The 15,846-nt window shown below is 44.7% G+C and carries 16 protein-coding genes and 1 tRNA gene; 14 read left to right on the top strand and 3 right to left on the bottom strand.

The genetic code is table 11. From position 1 onward, the window contains the following. Positions 1 to 39 precede the first annotated feature (39 nt). Genes CBI31_RS08480 through CBI31_RS08470 form a run of 3 tightly spaced genes read left to right on the top strand, consistent with a single transcriptional unit; the run spans position 40 to position 3,399 of the window. A complete protein-coding gene (locus CBI31_RS08480; RefSeq protein ID WP_088525976.1) occupies positions 40 to 1,638 on the top strand; it encodes a hypothetical protein in 1,599 nt (532 codons plus the stop codon). A 19-nt stretch (positions 1,639 to 1,657) separates the two neighbouring features. Next, on the top strand, positions 1,658 to 2,506 hold the full coding sequence (locus CBI31_RS08475; protein ID WP_088525975.1) for an OmpA/MotB family protein: 849 nt from the start codon (positions 1,658 to 1,660) through the stop codon (positions 2,504 to 2,506). Then, positions 2,503 to 3,399 (top strand): EH signature domain-containing protein, encoded by an 897-nt coding sequence (locus CBI31_RS08470; RefSeq protein ID WP_088525974.1) that lies wholly within the window; start codon positions 2,503 to 2,505, stop codon positions 3,397 to 3,399. The genes CBI31_RS08475 and CBI31_RS08470 overlap by 4 nt, the downstream gene beginning before the upstream one ends. 41 nt (positions 3,400 to 3,440) lie before the next feature. Here CBI31_RS08470 and CBI31_RS08465 read toward each other — a convergent pair whose 3' ends face one another. Then, entirely contained in the window at positions 3,441 to 4,205 is a 765-nt protein-coding gene (locus tag CBI31_RS08465) for a flagellin (RefSeq protein WP_338047337.1), read from the bottom strand. A 333-nt stretch (positions 4,206 to 4,538) separates the two neighbouring features. Between CBI31_RS08465 and dusA the strand changes: the two genes are divergently transcribed. The 6 genes from dusA (at position 4,539) to CBI31_RS10600 (ending at position 8,770) form a co-directional block, all read left to right on the top strand. Continuing rightward, positions 4,539 to 5,624, top strand: coding sequence for a tRNA dihydrouridine(20/20a) synthase DusA (dusA, locus tag CBI31_RS08460; protein ID WP_088525972.1), 1,086 nt, complete (start codon positions 4,539 to 4,541; stop codon positions 5,622 to 5,624). Between the two features lie 52 nt (positions 5,625 to 5,676). Continuing rightward, positions 5,677 to 5,752, top strand: a tRNA-His gene (locus CBI31_RS08455). A gap of 24 nt (positions 5,753 to 5,776) precedes the next feature. Further along, positions 5,777 to 6,067 (top strand): hypothetical protein, encoded by a 291-nt coding sequence (locus CBI31_RS08450; RefSeq protein ID WP_133062491.1) that lies wholly within the window; start codon positions 5,777 to 5,779, stop codon positions 6,065 to 6,067. Continuing rightward, positions 6,064 to 6,546 (top strand): poly-beta-1,6-N-acetyl-D-glucosamine biosynthesis protein PgaD, encoded by a 483-nt coding sequence (pgaD, locus tag CBI31_RS08445; RefSeq protein WP_088525970.1) that lies wholly within the window; start codon positions 6,064 to 6,066, stop codon positions 6,544 to 6,546. Before CBI31_RS08450 ends, pgaD begins: the two co-directional genes overlap by 4 nt. Positions 6,547 to 6,652: 106 nt before the next feature. Beyond that, on the top strand, positions 6,653 to 7,435 hold the full coding sequence (locus tag CBI31_RS08440; RefSeq protein ID WP_088525969.1) for a formylglycine-generating enzyme family protein: 783 nt from the start codon (positions 6,653 to 6,655) through the stop codon (positions 7,433 to 7,435). A 3-nt stretch (positions 7,436 to 7,438) separates the two neighbouring features. Further along, the gene (locus CBI31_RS10600) at positions 7,439 to 8,770 is read left to right on the top strand and encodes an ATP-dependent DNA helicase (protein WP_088525968.1); all 1,332 of its coding nucleotides are present in this window, start codon (positions 7,439 to 7,441) and stop codon (positions 8,768 to 8,770) included. A gap of 20 nt (positions 8,771 to 8,790) precedes the next feature. On the opposite strand, the gene CBI31_RS08430 is transcribed toward CBI31_RS10600, so the two are convergent. Beyond that, positions 8,791 to 10,380 carry a gamma-glutamyltransferase family protein gene (locus tag CBI31_RS08430; protein WP_088525967.1) on the bottom strand — a complete coding sequence of 530 codons (1,590 nt, stop codon included), beginning with the start codon at positions 10,378 to 10,380 and terminating at the stop codon, positions 8,791 to 8,793. A gap of 44 nt (positions 10,381 to 10,424) precedes the next feature. After that, the gene (locus CBI31_RS08425; RefSeq protein ID WP_206075478.1) at positions 10,425 to 11,414 is read right to left on the bottom strand and encodes a Bug family tripartite tricarboxylate transporter substrate binding protein; all 990 of its coding nucleotides are present in this window, start codon (positions 11,412 to 11,414) and stop codon (positions 10,425 to 10,427) included. A gap of 57 nt (positions 11,415 to 11,471) precedes the next feature. On the opposite strand from CBI31_RS08425, the gene aptA reads away from it, so the two are divergent. The 5 genes from aptA (at position 11,472) to CBI31_RS08400 (ending at position 15,841) form a co-directional block, all read left to right on the top strand. Further along, positions 11,472 to 12,845 carry an omega-aminotransferase AptA gene (aptA, locus tag CBI31_RS08420; RefSeq protein ID WP_240553868.1) on the top strand — a complete coding sequence of 458 codons (1,374 nt, stop codon included), beginning with the start codon at positions 11,472 to 11,474 and terminating at the stop codon, positions 12,843 to 12,845. Positions 12,846 to 12,850: 5 nt separating this feature from the next. Beyond that, positions 12,851 to 13,165, top strand: a complete 315-nt coding sequence (locus CBI31_RS08415; RefSeq protein WP_088526055.1) for a HigA family addiction module antitoxin — start codon at positions 12,851 to 12,853, stop codon at positions 13,163 to 13,165. Between the two features lie 64 nt (positions 13,166 to 13,229). Further along, entirely contained in the window at positions 13,230 to 14,105 is an 876-nt protein-coding gene (locus tag CBI31_RS08410) for an isocitrate lyase/PEP mutase family protein (protein WP_088525966.1), read from the top strand. A gap of 9 nt (positions 14,106 to 14,114) precedes the next feature. After that, positions 14,115 to 15,092, top strand: a complete 978-nt coding sequence (locus tag CBI31_RS08405; RefSeq protein ID WP_088525965.1) for a Bug family tripartite tricarboxylate transporter substrate binding protein — start codon at positions 14,115 to 14,117, stop codon at positions 15,090 to 15,092. A 299-nt stretch (positions 15,093 to 15,391) separates the two neighbouring features. Beyond that, the gene (locus CBI31_RS08400) at positions 15,392 to 15,841 is read left to right on the top strand and encodes a (2Fe-2S)-binding protein (RefSeq protein WP_088525964.1); all 450 of its coding nucleotides are present in this window, start codon (positions 15,392 to 15,394) and stop codon (positions 15,839 to 15,841) included. Positions 15,842 to 15,846: the final 5 nt, after the last annotated feature.

Genomic DNA, 15,846 nt, shown 5'->3' with positions numbered 1-15,846 from the left:
CTAGTACCATCTCTTTATTCATTTTATTTCCAATAAAACATGCAAAATCCAGTTAATTTATACCTACCCATTGGCATTGCAATTGGAATTCTTCTCGTTGCTACATTTCTGTATTGGTCTTGGTCAAAAGTCATTCATCAATCGAGTAATGAAATTAAAGATCTCAATAGCGAGCTAGATAGCAGGTCAGCGACTAGCGGGGATATTTTTACAGCGGCAATTGAAGTGACCCAAAATGCTCGCATTTTAGATTTATTACAAGAGTGCAAAAGAAATCTGATTACGATTCGTGGCGATTTAGGATCTAAGCAATACTGCCTTAAGCCTTATTCCGATATCTGGACTGCCAGAAATATCTTAGCTGGCAGAATTAATCTCTCGCTGTATGAAACCATGCCTAATATTTTGATTGGTGTGGGATTGATGTTTACCTTTATCTTCTTGGCATTAGCATTAAATGATGCAGGACAAGCGATGACTGGCAATCAAGAGTCTCGCGATGCTGCCCTCAAAGGTTTGATTGCCACAGCTGGTGGCAAGTTCATCACTTCGATTGCTGGCTTATTAAGCTCTTTAGTTTGGAACTGGGGTGCAAAACTTACACTTGAAAAGTTAGAAGCATCCATTGATGATTTACAGACTCAGCTCAGAGTAGTTGTGCCTGATAATGCTCCACAAGCAGTCATTCAAGCGCAGCTAGGCATGTTCCATGAAATGCTGCAGCAAAACCGCGAACAAGTAAATCAATTAAAACGTTTTGAAACGGATTTTGCTTTATCCATATCTAAAGCGATTGGTAACGCTCTCGAACCTTTATTTAATGATCTCAGCGTAAAACTCATTGATGCTTTCGATAAGTTAACTGAACGGATTAGCCGCATTAATGAAGAAGCTCTTAAAAATATCATGGAGAAATTCTTAGAGGCTATTAAGGGTGACTCTGCTAAAGAGATGGAGCAGTTCAGAAAAACTCTAGTTGAAGTGACTGAAAAGCTTAATACTGCTGGCGTAGGGGCTGGCGTCTCTCTAGCACACGCTGGGGATTCTTTTGGGAGTGCTATCAGCGCCCTAGAGAAAACAGTTACTAAGACAAATGAAACTATGCTTGGCTTAGAGTCTGGTTTGCAAAGAGCCAAAGAGTTCACTAGTGAAGGTGCTACTAAATTAGAGTTTGTTTTGGGCGGATTAATTGGTTCAGTAAATGGTATCGATAAAGTTATTGTCAATGTCGATTCCTTTGTGCAAAAAATTCAATCGAGCACAGAGTCTCTCAGCTTAATAGCCCGCAGTTTAGATGGCACCGTTGCCTCACAAGAAGTGATTAGTAAAGAGTTTGGTGTAGGTATTCCTGCGATGTCCAGTGCCTTGAGGGATGCTGTTAATGAGATTAAGTTAGGTACCGACGCTTCTCGTGAAGCGCTGAGTTCTTTGCGGACTGAGTTTGAAACGACTAAGAACTCTATTGATCAAACCGTCAATCATCTAACTAGTGGTGTATCGGATTATTCTAATAAAGTAGTGCAGCTACACTTTAAGTTAGATGAAAAATTAGCTCAGGCTATTTCTTCGATTCACACAACGATTACAACCTTAGAGCAAACGATGGATGATTTTGTTGAATCGCTACCTAAAACTTAATTAAAGATAAAGTATTGCAATGATTTTTTTACCATCTAGTCATCATAAGCAAACCGAGCGAGTCGAAGAGGCGGGCTACCTTGCTTCTGCTAGCGACTTGATGATTGGCTTATTGTTTGTATTCATCATCATGGTTGTGATGCTCTCTCAGAGGGTAGATTCTATTCAAAGAGGAGAAAGTGTTAATGATCCCCTTGCTAGTGCTGTGCTGATTATTGGGCAAAAGTTTAAAGAGGCTGGTTTGAATGTGGTGATCGACCCCCAATCAGGCGTCATTGGTCTGCCAGCAGATGCCCTATTTGGGTTTAATAGCGCTGTACTCAATGACAATTCTACTCAAACACTAAAAAAGGCAAGAGAGTCTCTCATTAAGATCCTGCCTTGCTATGTCCACTCAGAAAGAGCGGTTAGACCGCTAAACTGTCCCCCAAATGATGAGGAGGCAGAAATTGAAACCATTTTTATTGAAGGGCATACCGACTCTAAACCTCTCCAGCAAGGCAATTATACAAACTGGCATCTTGGCTTAGATCGTGCTCGTGCCGTTTACGAAGTGCTTACCGAGGGTAAGCCTCAGTACTATCAAAATGAGCGTAAGTTAGATGTATTTGGGATTAGTTCTTACGCTGATAAGCGCTTAGTAAAAAGTATTGGTATAGAGGACTCGGAAAAAAGTAGACGGGTAGAGCTACGTTTTATCTTGGCGTTCAAGCCTGACTCTAAAAAAGGTAAGGCCGCTAGAGATGCTTTAGATGCTGCTAGTACTCTACCAACTCAAACAAGTTCAACAGTTCCTGCGGCTACTATGACACCTGGCGCTAATATCATTCAGGGCCCTATCAGTAAGCCCGCTACCTTGCCAAAATGAATTTAGCGGCACTACCTGAAGACTTTCCTCTACTAGCTAGCGCTGCGCAAAGTATTGCCTCACAAAAAATATCGATTGAAAGAATTGGTCTACCGCCTGATATATTTGGAGTTGGTGAGCGTACTTTTATTCGCTTTTCCTTGGCGCAGCTTTCTGGTCATCAAGTCGATCAACGTTATTGGCGCTATTTTCCCTATGCTATTTGGCTTGAGCCGGAGCGTAGTTTATCAACGAGGACTGATTATTTAACTGAATACTTTGAGATATATCTGCCGCGATCTCTGAGGATCGCTAAAAGGGCTATGAAATGGGCTGAGCCCTTATTTTATGTTTATCTCTATCACTTCAAGCCTAATGACCCTGTATTTGAGAGCTTGTCTCAAGCAGCACAGCGTTTTTTTACCAGTAGCGCTATTAAATCAGGCTCCCCACTAAAATCCTTAGCTCAGGAGTTAAATTGCTTCAATACTAATGATGGCCCTGGTTTAGTTGCTGAGTCGGTTCTCAAAACAAAACGGGGATTAATAGGATGGATCAATCAATTTGATCTCTGGCCTGGATTTGCGGCAACTCCCTTTGCCAAATGTGCCTTTATTGAGTTGCTAAAATTTCCGAAAGAAAAAAGGCGGCAAACAGACTATATCCACTTGGCCTTTGATTGGGGCATTGATGTCCATAATCAATTTCGCTACCCGGAAGTTAAAGCACTATTCTCGGACGCTTTGCTCTTAGCCTGGAAAGGGGTAAAGCCACCAGAGGATTTGAAAACTGCCATGAGTGCAAAATTACTCAGTGTGATCGGCGATCCCAGGGTTGATCAGGAGTCGTGGCAAGGAAGTAGCGCCGAAGCCATTCAGGTGCTGGTCGGTTGGCTCAATACCAAAGCAAGTTAATAATCCCCAATCACATCAGTCAATTCAGAATCTTTATAACGTTAGCGGAAAATTCTTAGCTCATCCGAAGCGGCCGCATTCATTTGACCCACTAAGTAGTAATCAATACTTTGCTGATTGTTATAAGCTTGCAGATCATTTTGTAAGGCAGTCGTATCAATTCCGTGTAAATCAGATATGTAGGAATTTAGGCCATCAGCTGTTGAGCTTGCAGCGTTAGCTGTTGCTGTTAAAAGATCGCTGTAAGCACTTAATGAGGTTTGCACTGTGGAGAGCGTAGTAATATAGCCACTGAGTAAAGTCACTTTAGCTGCAGCATTAGCTCCGCTATCGCCACTTGGGAAGCTATATGAGGTTGCTAGAGTGGTGCCAACGGTCGCAAAGTTATAACCATAAATGGTTGAAGTAGTGTATGAGCTCAGCGCGGGATAAATAGTAATACCAGAACTGGTATTGAGAAGGTTGCTGCCATTCACGGAGGCACTATTTGCTGTTGATTGTATTTGGGTGGCTAGACTTAAATAGGTAGCGCTAAGGCTTGCGAGGTCACTTGTTCCAGTAGTAGTCTCAGCTAATGTAGCAATATTCTTCATCTGATAAAGCAGGGTCGATATTGAAGTGAGGCCCGTTTGAGCAACGCTCACAATGTTATCGACCAACTTAAGGTTAGATGCTCTAGTGTTCCAGGTCGCAATATCTGATGTTAACGATAGAATCACGCTTGCTTTTGTACCGCTGATCTCAGGGTCCAATCCAGTAGCTAGCTTAGTTTGTGTTTTTGTAATGTTTTCCTGAACCGTATTGATGGCATTAGTCAGAATTGGGGAAAGCTTAGGAATTTAGATGGACATGAGATGCACTCCTATGAAAATGGCCTAAATCCATTAAATCATAAATTTTGCTTAAAACCATGCCCCTACATATCAAATTACGGAAAACTTAAGGAAAACTTGAGGTTTTAGATATGTTTATTTAGCAAAGTGCCCGTTACGGGGCCTTAGGTCTTTCGATTTAAGGGGCTTCTTTGGATTATTTGCCAAAAATTTACTTCAGTAAGAAAGCTTAGCGTAGGCAAAATAACTTCAAACTTTTCTCATAAAATTAAGTAAGCAGTAATCATTCAATAATTAAAAGAGAACGTGGAAAATACAGTAAAAAAAAGATTAGCAGTCGCCCCCATGATGGAGTGGACCGACAGACATTGCCGTTCTTTTCATCGAACACTTACTAAAGATGCAGTGCTCTATAGCGAGATGGTGACTACTGGCGCACTGATGCATGGTGATGTGCCACGCCATTTAGATTATTCGCAAGATCAGCATCCAGTTGTTCTCCAGCTAGGCGGTTCAGAGCCAAATGACTTAGCAAGATCAGCAGAGCTAGCGCAGCAGTGGGGCTACGACGAGGTCGATCTCAATTGCGGTTGCCCCTCAGAGCGAGTGCAACGTGGTGCTTTTGGCGCTTGCCTCATGGCTGAACCTAGCTTAGTTGCTGACTGTGTTAAAGCAATGAGGAATGCGGTGGATATTCCGATTTCGGTAAAGCATCGTCTTGGATTGGATTCCATGGATGCGGCTAGTTCAGAAAAAGATTATCAATTTGCGTTAGATTTCATTCTGGCAGTGGCAGATGCGGGGGCAAGTCAGGTCACGATTCATGCGCGTAATGCAGTGCTCAAGGGGCTCTCGCCAAAAGAGAATCGCAGTAAGCCACCGCTGCGTTATGAGGTGGCTGCAAAACTCAGATTAGATGCGCAAAAACAATTTCCGAATCTTAAAGTTCTACTCAATGGCGGCTTAGAAACTAATGAACAAATTGCTGGTCATTGGGATGACTTTGATGGCTTCATGATTGGTAGGGCGGCTTATCATTTTCCGGCGATGTTGCTAGGTTGGGACGATTTGATTAATACTCATGGTGATGCTGCAGGCTACCTCTTTAGCGAGACAGAGTGGCACAGAATTCAGATTGCTCTCGTTAAGCAAGTGCAGAACTGGTTTGACGAGTGCAGGGCAAAAGAGAAACCTTTTTATATTGGCGCATTCACAAGACATGTCCTAGGCTTAGCTCATGGCAGAGCAGGGTCTAGATATTGGCGTCAACGGCTGTCTGATCATCATGCATTAGCCAAGGTTCAAAGCAAAGCAGCTATTGCAGACTTCTTTCTAGATGCCAGTCTGACCCTTGGGGATTGGGCCGCTTTTGAGCTAGAAACCGATAATTAGGCCATTTTTGACAGGTTTTTGAGCAAAAAGCTATAATGTCTTTTCTTCAACGGCGGACGTAGCTCAGTTGGTAGAGTCCCAGATTGTGATTCTGGTTGTCGCGGGTTCGAGCCCCGTCGTTCGCCCCAAATACCTCCTCAGATCACTTCCAATTGCTGCACTTCATAGTTCCGCTACCACCATATTTAGAAGTTCATGGACTTATTCCAGAATGGTCTGGGTTGTTAATTGCTGTCACAGCAATGATTCAGATTGGTATCGCGATGTGGATTGATTCACGCTACGACGAAAAAATTTGGCGTAATTATGGATTCACGATTTGGTATCCGATTGCATTTTGGATTCTATCGATGATGACAACTGTCATTGCCTTCCCAAGAGCACTCATTAGAAGAGAGAAGATTCGCGGTCGGTGGACTAGCCCAGATAGGGGGCTGCAATGAAAAGACAGAAGAATATTCAAGTCACACTGCCCGATAACCGCTCACTCATTTTTTCTAGAGTAAGGCACCATTCAAAATCTGAGTTGGTAATCTCACTAATAACCAATGCAGTTGGTTGGGGTATCTGGCTCTATTTCTGGAAAGTGCTATTTACTTCACTTGCTTGGTATTTTGGTATTAATCTAGCCTATGAGGATTGGATTATTTATGGCGGCTGGAGAAAGTTCCTCACTTTCTTTGAGTCCACCGCGCCTTTTGGGTTTGTCTTATGTCTCGTCTTAATGATTTGGGTGATACAAGATATTTTGAGATTTAAAATAGAGCGTCGCCGAAGTGGTATGCGGCAACCCTCTATAGAGAAAGATGTGCTCTGGACTAAATTAACTTTGGAAGAGCTGCAAAAAGCACGAACCTTAAAAGTGATGCAATGCCACCACAATCCCGATGGTGAAATCGTTAAAGTAAAGCCCCTCAACTAACAAGCTAGTTTTTGGTGGGAAATCCAGCGTGTCCTTAAGCCAGATTCTTCAGTTTTGATTAGAATCTTCAAGTCCATTAAATCCACTCTACAGGTACACCTGTCCAATGAAAAAGTTTGATTTCTCCACCGTTCTTTTTGGTTTGCTGCTAACGGCTATTGCAGCCTACTTCATGTTGAGAACGTCGCCGAGCCAAAGCGCCCCCAAGTCCTCTATCCCCACGGTACAAATCGGTAGCCTCATTTGGGATCAAACCGAGATGACGATTGGAGATGTCAAAGGTTTTGCAGCAACTGGTTTTGTCAGCGCAGCTGAAAAGAAGGGCGGCGGTTTAAATTACGAAAGTGGTTTTGTGCAAAAGCCAGGCTGGACCTGGAAAACTCCTTATGGTGTTCCTGCTGGCGATTTTGAGCCTGCAGTGCATCTCAATCAAAAAGAAGCCGAGTCTATTTGTCGTTACTACGGCAAACGTTTGCCGACTGATGCTGAGTGGACCTCAGCTGCATTCTTAGAGCAAAGAGCCAATCCTCCTGCTGGCTATGTCAAAGGACAACGTTACCCATTTCCTGGTGGTAATACTCCAGCGGTTTCTCATTGCTTAAGTGGTTGTGGTGACTACAAAGGTTTGGCTCCTGCTGGAGCCTTAAATCGTGGCACAGGACATGTCACTACAAAGACTACGAAGCCCGGTGTCAATGGTATGTTCGATATGGGTGGCAATGTTTGGGAGTGGACGGCTACAGAGCGTAACGGTGGGTACATTACCCGTGGTGCCTCATGGTGGTATGGTCCAGAGAGACAGCAAGAGTCTGATGTGGAATCTAAATCTAGCGATATCACAGTGGTTTATATCGGATTTCGGTGTGTGGCTGATGCCGTGAAACAATAGGGCATGACTAGTCCTGCAGTAGATTCATCCGAGATCGAAGTTACGCCTGATTACCAGGCAGTTATTGAGGCTATTGAGCGTCACGACCCCTATATCTTTGTCAGCGGTAAAGCAGGTACGGGCAAAACAACGCTCATTGGCCATCTTCGAGAAACCATTCCTGGGAATGTCGTCGTTGTAGCCCCCACGGGCGTTGCTGCCCTTCAGGTGAGGGGCGTCACAATTCATTCATTCTTCAGATTGCCGCCGCGCTTGATCTTTCCCGAGGAGGATATCAAGCCATTGCGGGATAAGCGCCTCTATAAAGATATACGCCTTCTGATCATTGATGAAATCTCCATGGTGCGTGCTGATGTAGTCGATGCGATGGATTTATTCTTACGCGAGAACGGCCCACAAAAAGGTAAACCTTTCGGCGGCATTCAGGTGATGTTTGTGGGGGATTTGTTTCAGTTGCCGCCAGTCGTATCAAGTAGTGATATGCAAGTGCTGGCTGATCGTGGTTACGAGGGACCTTATTTCTTCTGTGCGATGGCATTACATCGTAAAGACGTCACCATGATTGAGCTGTCTAAGATCTTCCGTCAGAAAGATGAGAACTTTGCCAACCTTCTGAATCGTATCCGCATCAATCAAGACGTAGATGAGGCCTTAGATACATTAAATGCTCAGTGTTATCGTAAAGATACTGAGGTAGATGAAGAAACCATCACGCTCACCACTACCAATGCGAGAGCAGATCAAATCAATGGCGCAGGATTACGTGCCATTACTAATGAAGTTAAAGTCTATGCAGGTAAAACCACTGGTAAGTTCAATGTTGATGAGCGCAACTTACCTTCCGCTAATAATCTAGCTCTAAAGGTTGGCGCAAAGGTGATGTTTACTGCAACAGACCCAAATTTTCCGAAGCGCTGGGTAAACGGCACGATTGGCGTTGTCCGAGAACTACTCCCCGATAAGGTGAAGGTCATGGTCAAGAATGGACCTTACTCCAATACCGTGGAAGTAACAGGTCATCAATGGGAGTCCTATCGCTACGATCACGACATGATGTCAGGCAAGATCTCCCCCAGCATTATTGGTACTTATGTTCAGATACCCTTAATGCTTGCTTGGGCAGTCACCATTCATAAGAGTCAGGGCAAGACACTCGATAAGGTCAAAGTAGATCTATCGTCTGGTGCATTTGCATCCGGCCAAGTCTATGTAGCCCTCAGTAGATGTAAAACGATTGAGGGTATCTCTCTTCAAAGACCTATTGAACCCAGAGATGTGAGCTGTGATCAGGAGATCAAGCGTTTTTATCTGAACTGCTTGCCAGCCTCTAAATAGCTTTAGCAGCAATCTATTAATTAAAACCCAGCAGCTAAACCATCTCTGCGGTGATCACTACCAGCAATGTAGGCAGAGTCAGCGTCATCGCTGATCTTCGCAATGGCCTGTGCACTACCAAAATCTAAGCTATCCGCAGGCATCACCATGACCTCATGCCCCATCTTTCTGAGGCCCTCAATAATCTCTGCAGGCATCGCCGCTTCAACGGTTAGCTTGCCTAAGTCATCAATGCGCCAGCGGGGTGCATCTGAACATGCTTGAGGGTTGAGATGCTCATCGATAAAGCGAATGGCAAATTGAATATGACCTTGTGGCTGCATATTGCCACCCATCACACCAAATGCCATAGTCGGTTTGCCATCCTTTGTTAAGAAGGCCGGAATGATGGTGTGAAAAGGGCGCTTGCCTGGTGCAACTTGGTTAGGGTGTCCATCTTTAAGGCTAAAGCTCATGCCGCGGTTATGGAGTGCAATTCCACCTGGCGCAACAACTCCTGAACCAAAGCCTTTGAAGTTCGACTGAGTATATGAAATCATCATGCCGGATTGATCTGCGGCGCAAAGATAGACTGTGCCACCAGAGTGCGGATCACCAGGACTATAAGAGCCTGCCTTATTGTGATCAATGAGGGCCGCACGGCTAGCTAAATACTCTCTATCGAGTAATGAGCTTGCTGGCATTGTCATTGAGCGTGCATCAGAAACATACTCATAGGCGTCAGCAAAGGCCATACGCATTGCCTCGACTTGCAGGTGAATATGCTGTGCAGAGTTAGTGGGATATTGCTTCACGTTTGCAGCTTGCAAAATACCTAAGGCAATTTGCGCAGCAATCCCGGAACCATTTGGGGGGATTTCATGGAGGGTGTAGTCGCCGTAATCAAAGGCGAGTGGCTCAACCCATTCCGGTTTGTTATCAGCAAAGTCTTGCATCGTAAAGCAACCACCAGAAGTTTTTGCAAAGTCAACCATGCTTTGAGCAAGATGGCCTTTATAAAAAGACTCGCCTTGAGTGGTCGCAATTTCTTTTAAGGTTTTTGCTTGATTAGGAAACTTCCAGATCTGTCCCGCTTGAGGTGCTTTGCCATCAATGAGAAAAGACTCTTTAAATCCTGGCTGATCTTTGAGAATCGGAATGGCTTCGCGCCATTGCCGCGCAATCACAGGCGAAACCGGAAAGCCATTCTCTGCGTAATCAATTGCACGTTTAAATAATTGTGCAAAAGGGAGTTTGCCAAATTTCTTGGATAACTCAACCCAACCAGCAACAACACCCGGAACAGTCACAGTGTCCCAGCCAATGAGATCCATCGCCGATTTGCCAGCAAAATGTTCTGGAGTCCAGGCAGCAGGAGCACGGCCCGAAGCATTTAAACCATGGAGCTTATTGCCATCCCAGAGAATGGCAAAGCTATCCCCGCCTATGCCATTCATGGTTGGCTCTACAACCGTTAAGGTGATGGCAGTAGCAAGTGCAGCGTCGACTGCATTGCCACCATTTTGAAGGGCCTCAATACCTGCTTGTGTTGCAAGAGGCTGAGAACTGGTGACGGTATTTTTAGCTAAAACAGGCGCACGACCACCGCCAAAGGGAGGAGAAATCAACATAGGGACTTATTTACTTATTCTGATTTACTGTGTTATTGAAAGGTTCAATCAACTTCGATATTCGCTGACTTTACTACCTTCTCCCATTTGTTATGTTCTTCCGTTGAAATCTCAGCTAATTTCTCTGAGTTAGCAAACTGAGGATGGATACCTTGTGTTGCCATGCGGGCTTTGAAGTCAGGATTCGTCAGAATCTTGCGGATCTCACGCTCTAATTTAGAGATGATGGCTGGAGGCACACCTTTTGGTACAAATACGGCATAGAAGTTCTCAACATCGAACTGCTTCATACCATCTTGTCCCAAGGTGGGGACGTTTGGCATAAGTGGTGAGCGCTCTGCAGCTGCAATTGCGATAGGGCGCAACTTACCACTCTGAATATGCGGCAAAGAAGCAGTCACGCTATCAAACATCATTAAGGTATTGCCGGCAATTAAATCTGGGAGAGCAAAGCTACTTCCTTTGTAAGGTATGTGTGTTCCCGTAGCGCCGATACGCTGCATGAACAAAGTAGACTCTAAGTGAGAGAGGCTGCCATTGCCCTGAGAGGCGTAATTGAAATCTCCCCTTTTTGATTTAATAAAAGTAATTAACTCTGGAAGATTTTTAGCAGGAACACCGGGATTGATAACGATAAGGTGAGGCACTGTACCAACAAGTGCAACCGGCGCAAAGTCTTTGCGCAAATCCGCAGGTGGGTTTTTAAAGAGAGCTTGAGAAATGACTTGATTTGTCAAAGCGCTGAAGTGAATCGAATAACCATCAGGTGTAGCCTTGGCTGCAGCTTGAAGACCAATCATGCCCCCAGCACCGGGTTTATTTTCAATCACAATAGATTGACCTAAGGCTTCACCGAGTGGCGCCATGACAGCCCTGGCAAATACATCGGTAGATCCACCGGCAGGGAAGGACAATATTGCGACAATAGGTTTCTTGGGCCAATCCATATCTGGGGCTGCCAGCAGTGATGTATTCACTAGAAGGCCAATAAAACCGATCAATAGGGATCTCATTGGATGTTTAAGTGCTTTCATTTTGGGTTCCATTCAGTGTCTTAAGGGTGATCAGTTATATAGTATTAGATATTCAGAATGAGTTCATTAATTTCAGCAGAAAGATCTATGGCGGCTTCCGGTTCCAACAAAATTGATATGTCAGCTTATTGGCTGCCCTTTACACCCAATCGTTACTTTCATCAGAATCCCAAGGTGATGCAGTCTGCTAAGGGAGCTTACTACTACGATAACCATGGGCGTAAGCTCTTTGATGGTCTCTCTGGGCTCTGGTGCTCACCCTTGGGGCATGCTGATCCACGTATTGGTGCAGCCATTAACAAGCAATACGAAACCATGGATTATTGCCCTGCATTTCAGATGGCAAGTGAGGCTACTTTTACGCTAGCAAGTCGTATTGTCAAGATGGCGCCCAAGGGATTAAACAAAGTATTTTTTACCAACTCTGGCTCTGAAGGGGTTGATACCGCAATTAAGATTGCTATTGGATACCATCGCGTGATGGGCAATGCTTCCAGGGTGCGCATGATTGGACGTGATCGTGCTTATCACGGTGTAGGGATGGGCGGCATCTCTGTTGGCGGCATGGTCGCTAATCGGAAAATGTTTACTAGCTTAATGATCCCTGGCGTAGATCATTTACCCCATACCTTAAATCTTTCTCAAATGGCTTTCTCTAAAGGGCAGCCGAAGTGGGGTGCTCACCTAGCCGATGAATTAGAAAAGATCGTCGCCTTGCAGGATGCCAATACGATTGCGGCAGTGATTCTGGAACCGGTGCAAGGATCTACGGGTGTGATTGTTCCGCCAGAAGGTTATCTCCAAAAGATACGCGAGATTTGCACTAAGCACGGCATTCTCTTGATCTTTGATGAAGTGATTACGGGATTTGGTCGCTTAGGCGCCAACTTTGGAGCTGATCGCTTCGGTGTGACCCCTGATATGCTGATTTTTGCTAAAGCCATTACCAATGGTGTCATCCCTATGGGCGGTGTCCTTGTCCGTGGAGATATCTATGACAGCATTATTGGTCATGGCGGCCAAGAGCAGGCAATTGAGTTCTTCCATGGCTACACCTACTCAGGACATCCCATACCCACTGCAGCTGCCCATGCAGTGCTTGATATTTTTGAATCAGATGATTTGGTCAATCGCGCTAAAGCACTAGAGCCTGTTTTAGAAAACGGACTTCACGCGCTAAAAGGTAAAGCAGGAATACTTGATATTCGAAACTTTGGATTATCTGGTGCAATCGATTTAGAGCCTGTACCAGGAAAGCCTGGGCTACGTGCGTTGAAAGTTCTAGAGGCTTGTATTGAGCGGGGAGCCCTAGTGCGTGTAGCAGGTGACTGCATTGCGGTTGGCCCACCATTTATTTCCAAGCCAGAAGAAGTAGAGTTCTTGTGCAGTGTGCTTGGTGAAGCAGTAGATATCGCTATGAAAGTAAAATGAAGTTAATGAATAAAAATTTTCTATTACTTCACCCAGGGCTAACCTTACGGGATGATATTTTGCCTGCCCTTGGTATTACTGTGACAACTGCTGCTGAGCAGTTGGGGGTTACTCGTCCCGCTTTATCCCGAGTCTTAAATGCTAGGGCCGCAATCTCTCCAGAGATGGCACTTCGTATTGAGGCATGGCTTGGTGTAAAGAACGGTGGTAGCGCAAGTGTTTGGCTGGCTCAACAGTCCGCCTACGACCTATGGAAAGCAAGAAAGGCAATTAAGCCTAAGGTTAAGCACGCCCGTATCCCGCAATTATTGGCTGCTTAAGATTCACTTATTAAATTCTAGAAAATCAATAGATTAAAAAAAATAAATAGAAATGAGAAGATAAATGACTACCCAGAGAACGCTTTTTAATGAGCGACTAAAGAAACCCGGCTTAATTGTTGCGCCTGGTGTTTATGAAATGGTTTCATTGCGCCTTGCCGATCGCATGAATTTTGATGCACTTTATATGACGGGCTACGGCACAGTAGCATCCCTATTGGGATTGCCTGATGCAGGCTTAGCAACCTATTCTGATATGGTCGGTAGAGTAACAGCGATGGCGGGTATGGCAAAGACCCCTTTGATTGCCGATGGCGATACTGGGTATGGTGGATTGTTAAATGTTCGCCATACTATTCGAGGATATGAAGCAGCCGGCGCCGTTGCAATACAGCTAGAAGATCAAGAGTTCCCCAAAAAATGTGGACATACTCCAGGTCGCAGAGTAATTCCTATGGAGGATATGGTTAAAAAGATTGAGGTGGCAGTAGCATCACGTACGGACCCCAATTTTAAAATTATTGCGAGAACGGATGCTCGAACAACCTTGGGCTTAGACGAGGCGCTAAGACGTGGCGAGGCATATGCTCGTGCTGGCGCTGATATCTTGTTTATTGAGTCCCCTGAAACTGAGTTAGAGATGAAACGTATTGGTCAAACGTTTCCTAATCATCCTTTAATAGCCAATATGGTTGAAAAAGGTAGAACTCCTATATTGCCGAAAGCAGCGCTAGAGCAATTGGGTTTCAAGATCGCAATCTTTCCAGTAACTGCTTTGCTCGCTTCAGTTCAGGCGATGACTAAAGTTTATGATCACTTCAAAGATTCTGGATCATCGATTGATAATCCCGTAGAGTTGTACGACTTTGCCGATTTATCTAAGTTGATGGGTTTTGAAGATGTGTGGGAGTTTGAAAAACGCTTTGTCGAAACTAAATAAGAGGTGACTATGAAATTGGATCGCTACCTGGTATCTGCAATCATTCTTTTTGCAGGCCTGACTCCTATGCTCAGCTTCGCACAAGCGAACTATCCTAATCGACCAATACGTCTCATTATTCCATTTACGCCGGGTGGTGTAACCGATACATCGGGCCGCTTTATTGCAGAGCAATTATCCTTAAAGTTAGGCCAACAGGTTATTGCTGATAACAAACCTGGAGCCTCCGGAAATATTGGTTCTCAAATGGTTGCGGCAGCAGAGCCTGACGGATATACCTTGTTATTAGGTTATGCGGGCACCTTATCCATTAACCCATTGCTGAATGAAAAAACTCCTTTTGATAGCGTGAAAGATTTTGCGCCGATTGGAAAAATTGGCGATGCCATTTTGATTCTCGTAGCCAACAATAATTTTCAAGGTAAGACCCTGGCAGATGTGATCGCGCTCTCAAAAAAGGATCCGAATGGCCTTTCGTATGGGACGTCTGGCTCTGGCGGTACCCCTCACATTGCTGGCGAATTGCTTAAGCAAAGAACGGGAGCTAACTTAGTTCATGTTCCTTACAAAGGAGGGGGTCAAGCTCTGCTTGATTTGTTAGGAGGCAATATTCCTTTGGTTTACACAGCAGTTGCTGGAGCAAACCAATATGTTAGTTCAGGACGGATTAAAGCAATCGCAGTATCGAGCGCAAAGAGAAGTCCAAGCATGCCGGATGTGCCAACTTTTATTGAGGGTGGCGTTAAAGATTTTGTGATCGATGATTGGGTGGGTTTATTAGCCCCTGCAAAAACACCTAAGCCAATTATTGACAAACTGAATCAAGCGCTAAATGAGATTTTGAATTCCTCAGAAGGCAAGGCAAGGCTTTTTGTAATGGGCATTACTCCTTCTCCTGGCACCCCAGAAAAATTTGGCGAGCAAATAAAGGCGGACCTAGTCAGATTTTCCCCCATTGTGAAGACTGCCCTAAGCAAGTCTGAGTAATGCCAGTCAGCTTCCTTACTACTTTCAAATAACAGATCACTGGTGTTACTGCGGCGCTAGTAACACCATTCATGCCCATTGCTAGGCTTACATAAGCACTCTCTTCAGGGCGAATGCTAAGCGCCCTTGAAGTGTCTATCCCTTGATAGCGATACCAGTCTGAAACCCAGATTTATATTGCATCGCAATAAATATATTCTTGTTTAATATAGGCACAACATTAGTAGGGTATAAAAAAGCTGGAATTCACCCCAATCCGGAGAATTCCTCAACATTAGAAAAACGATAGGGGAGCAAGCATGGCTGAGTTAAATGTCAATGGCAAAAAATACAAGGTAGACGTAGATCTCGATACCCCATTGCTGTGGGTAATCCGTGAGCAGATCGGCTTGACTGGCACCAAATATGGTTGCGGTGTTGGTGTCTGTGGCGCTTGCACGGTGTTATTTGAAGGCCAAGCAATTCGTAGTTGCTCCTTGCCTGTATCGGCAGCTGTAGGTAAAAAAATTGAGACCATTGAAAGCCTAGAAAAGAATGGTCAACTCTCTAAAGTTCAAAAAGCATGGGTTGATAAGCAAGTGCCTCAGTGTGGCTACTGCCAATCTGGCATGGTGATGGCAACCACTGCGCTCCTCCGTAACAATCCGAAACCGACTGACGCCCAAATCGACGCGGCAGTTACCAATATTTGCCGTTGCGGCACCTTCCAAGAAGTCCGTGCAGCGATTCATGCTGTGAGCAAGGCATAAGGGGA

It is taken from the genome of Polynucleobacter campilacus (assembly GCF_002206625.1).
Taxonomy (GTDB): domain Bacteria; phylum Pseudomonadota; class Gammaproteobacteria; order Burkholderiales; family Burkholderiaceae; genus Polynucleobacter; species Polynucleobacter campilacus.
The sequence above is the reverse complement of the archived record's forward strand: the minus strand, read 5'-3'. Positions and strand labels throughout refer to the sequence as shown.

What these genes read in the sequence shown, in the direction of transcription:
- CBI31_RS08480 (WP_088525976.1), top strand. Translation starts at nt 40, where the DNA reads ATGCAAAATCCAGTTAATTTATACCTACCCATTGGCATTGCAATTGGA.
- CBI31_RS08475 (WP_088525975.1), top strand. Translation starts at nt 1,658, where the DNA reads ATGATTTTTTTACCATCTAGTCATCATAAGCAAACCGAGCGAGTCGAA.
- CBI31_RS08470 (WP_088525974.1), top strand. Translation starts at nt 2,503, where the DNA reads ATGAATTTAGCGGCACTACCTGAAGACTTTCCTCTACTAGCTAGCGCT.
- pgaD (WP_088525970.1), top strand. Translation starts at nt 6,064, where the DNA reads ATGAAAAGACAGAAGAATATTCAAGTCACACTGCCCGATAACCGCTCA.
- CBI31_RS08440 (WP_088525969.1), top strand. Translation starts at nt 6,653, where the DNA reads ATGAAAAAGTTTGATTTCTCCACCGTTCTTTTTGGTTTGCTGCTAACG.
- CBI31_RS10600 (WP_088525968.1), top strand. Translation starts at nt 7,439, where the DNA reads ATGACTAGTCCTGCAGTAGATTCATCCGAGATCGAAGTTACGCCTGAT.
- CBI31_RS08430 (WP_088525967.1), bottom strand. Translation starts at nt 10,380, where the DNA reads ATGTTGATTTCTCCTCCCTTTGGCGGTGGTCGTGCGCCTGTTTTAGCT.
- CBI31_RS08425 (WP_206075478.1), bottom strand. Translation starts at nt 11,414, where the DNA reads ATGAAAGCACTTAAACATCCAATGAGATCCCTATTGATCGGTTTTATT.
- aptA (WP_240553868.1), top strand. Translation starts at nt 11,472, where the DNA reads ATGAGTTCATTAATTTCAGCAGAAAGATCTATGGCGGCTTCCGGTTCC.
- CBI31_RS08415 (WP_088526055.1), top strand. Translation starts at nt 12,851, where the DNA reads ATGAATAAAAATTTTCTATTACTTCACCCAGGGCTAACCTTACGGGAT.
- CBI31_RS08410 (WP_088525966.1), top strand. Translation starts at nt 13,230, where the DNA reads ATGACTACCCAGAGAACGCTTTTTAATGAGCGACTAAAGAAACCCGGC.
- CBI31_RS08405 (WP_088525965.1), top strand. Translation starts at nt 14,115, where the DNA reads ATGAAATTGGATCGCTACCTGGTATCTGCAATCATTCTTTTTGCAGGC.
- CBI31_RS08400 (WP_088525964.1), top strand. Translation starts at nt 15,392, where the DNA reads ATGGCTGAGTTAAATGTCAATGGCAAAAAATACAAGGTAGACGTAGAT.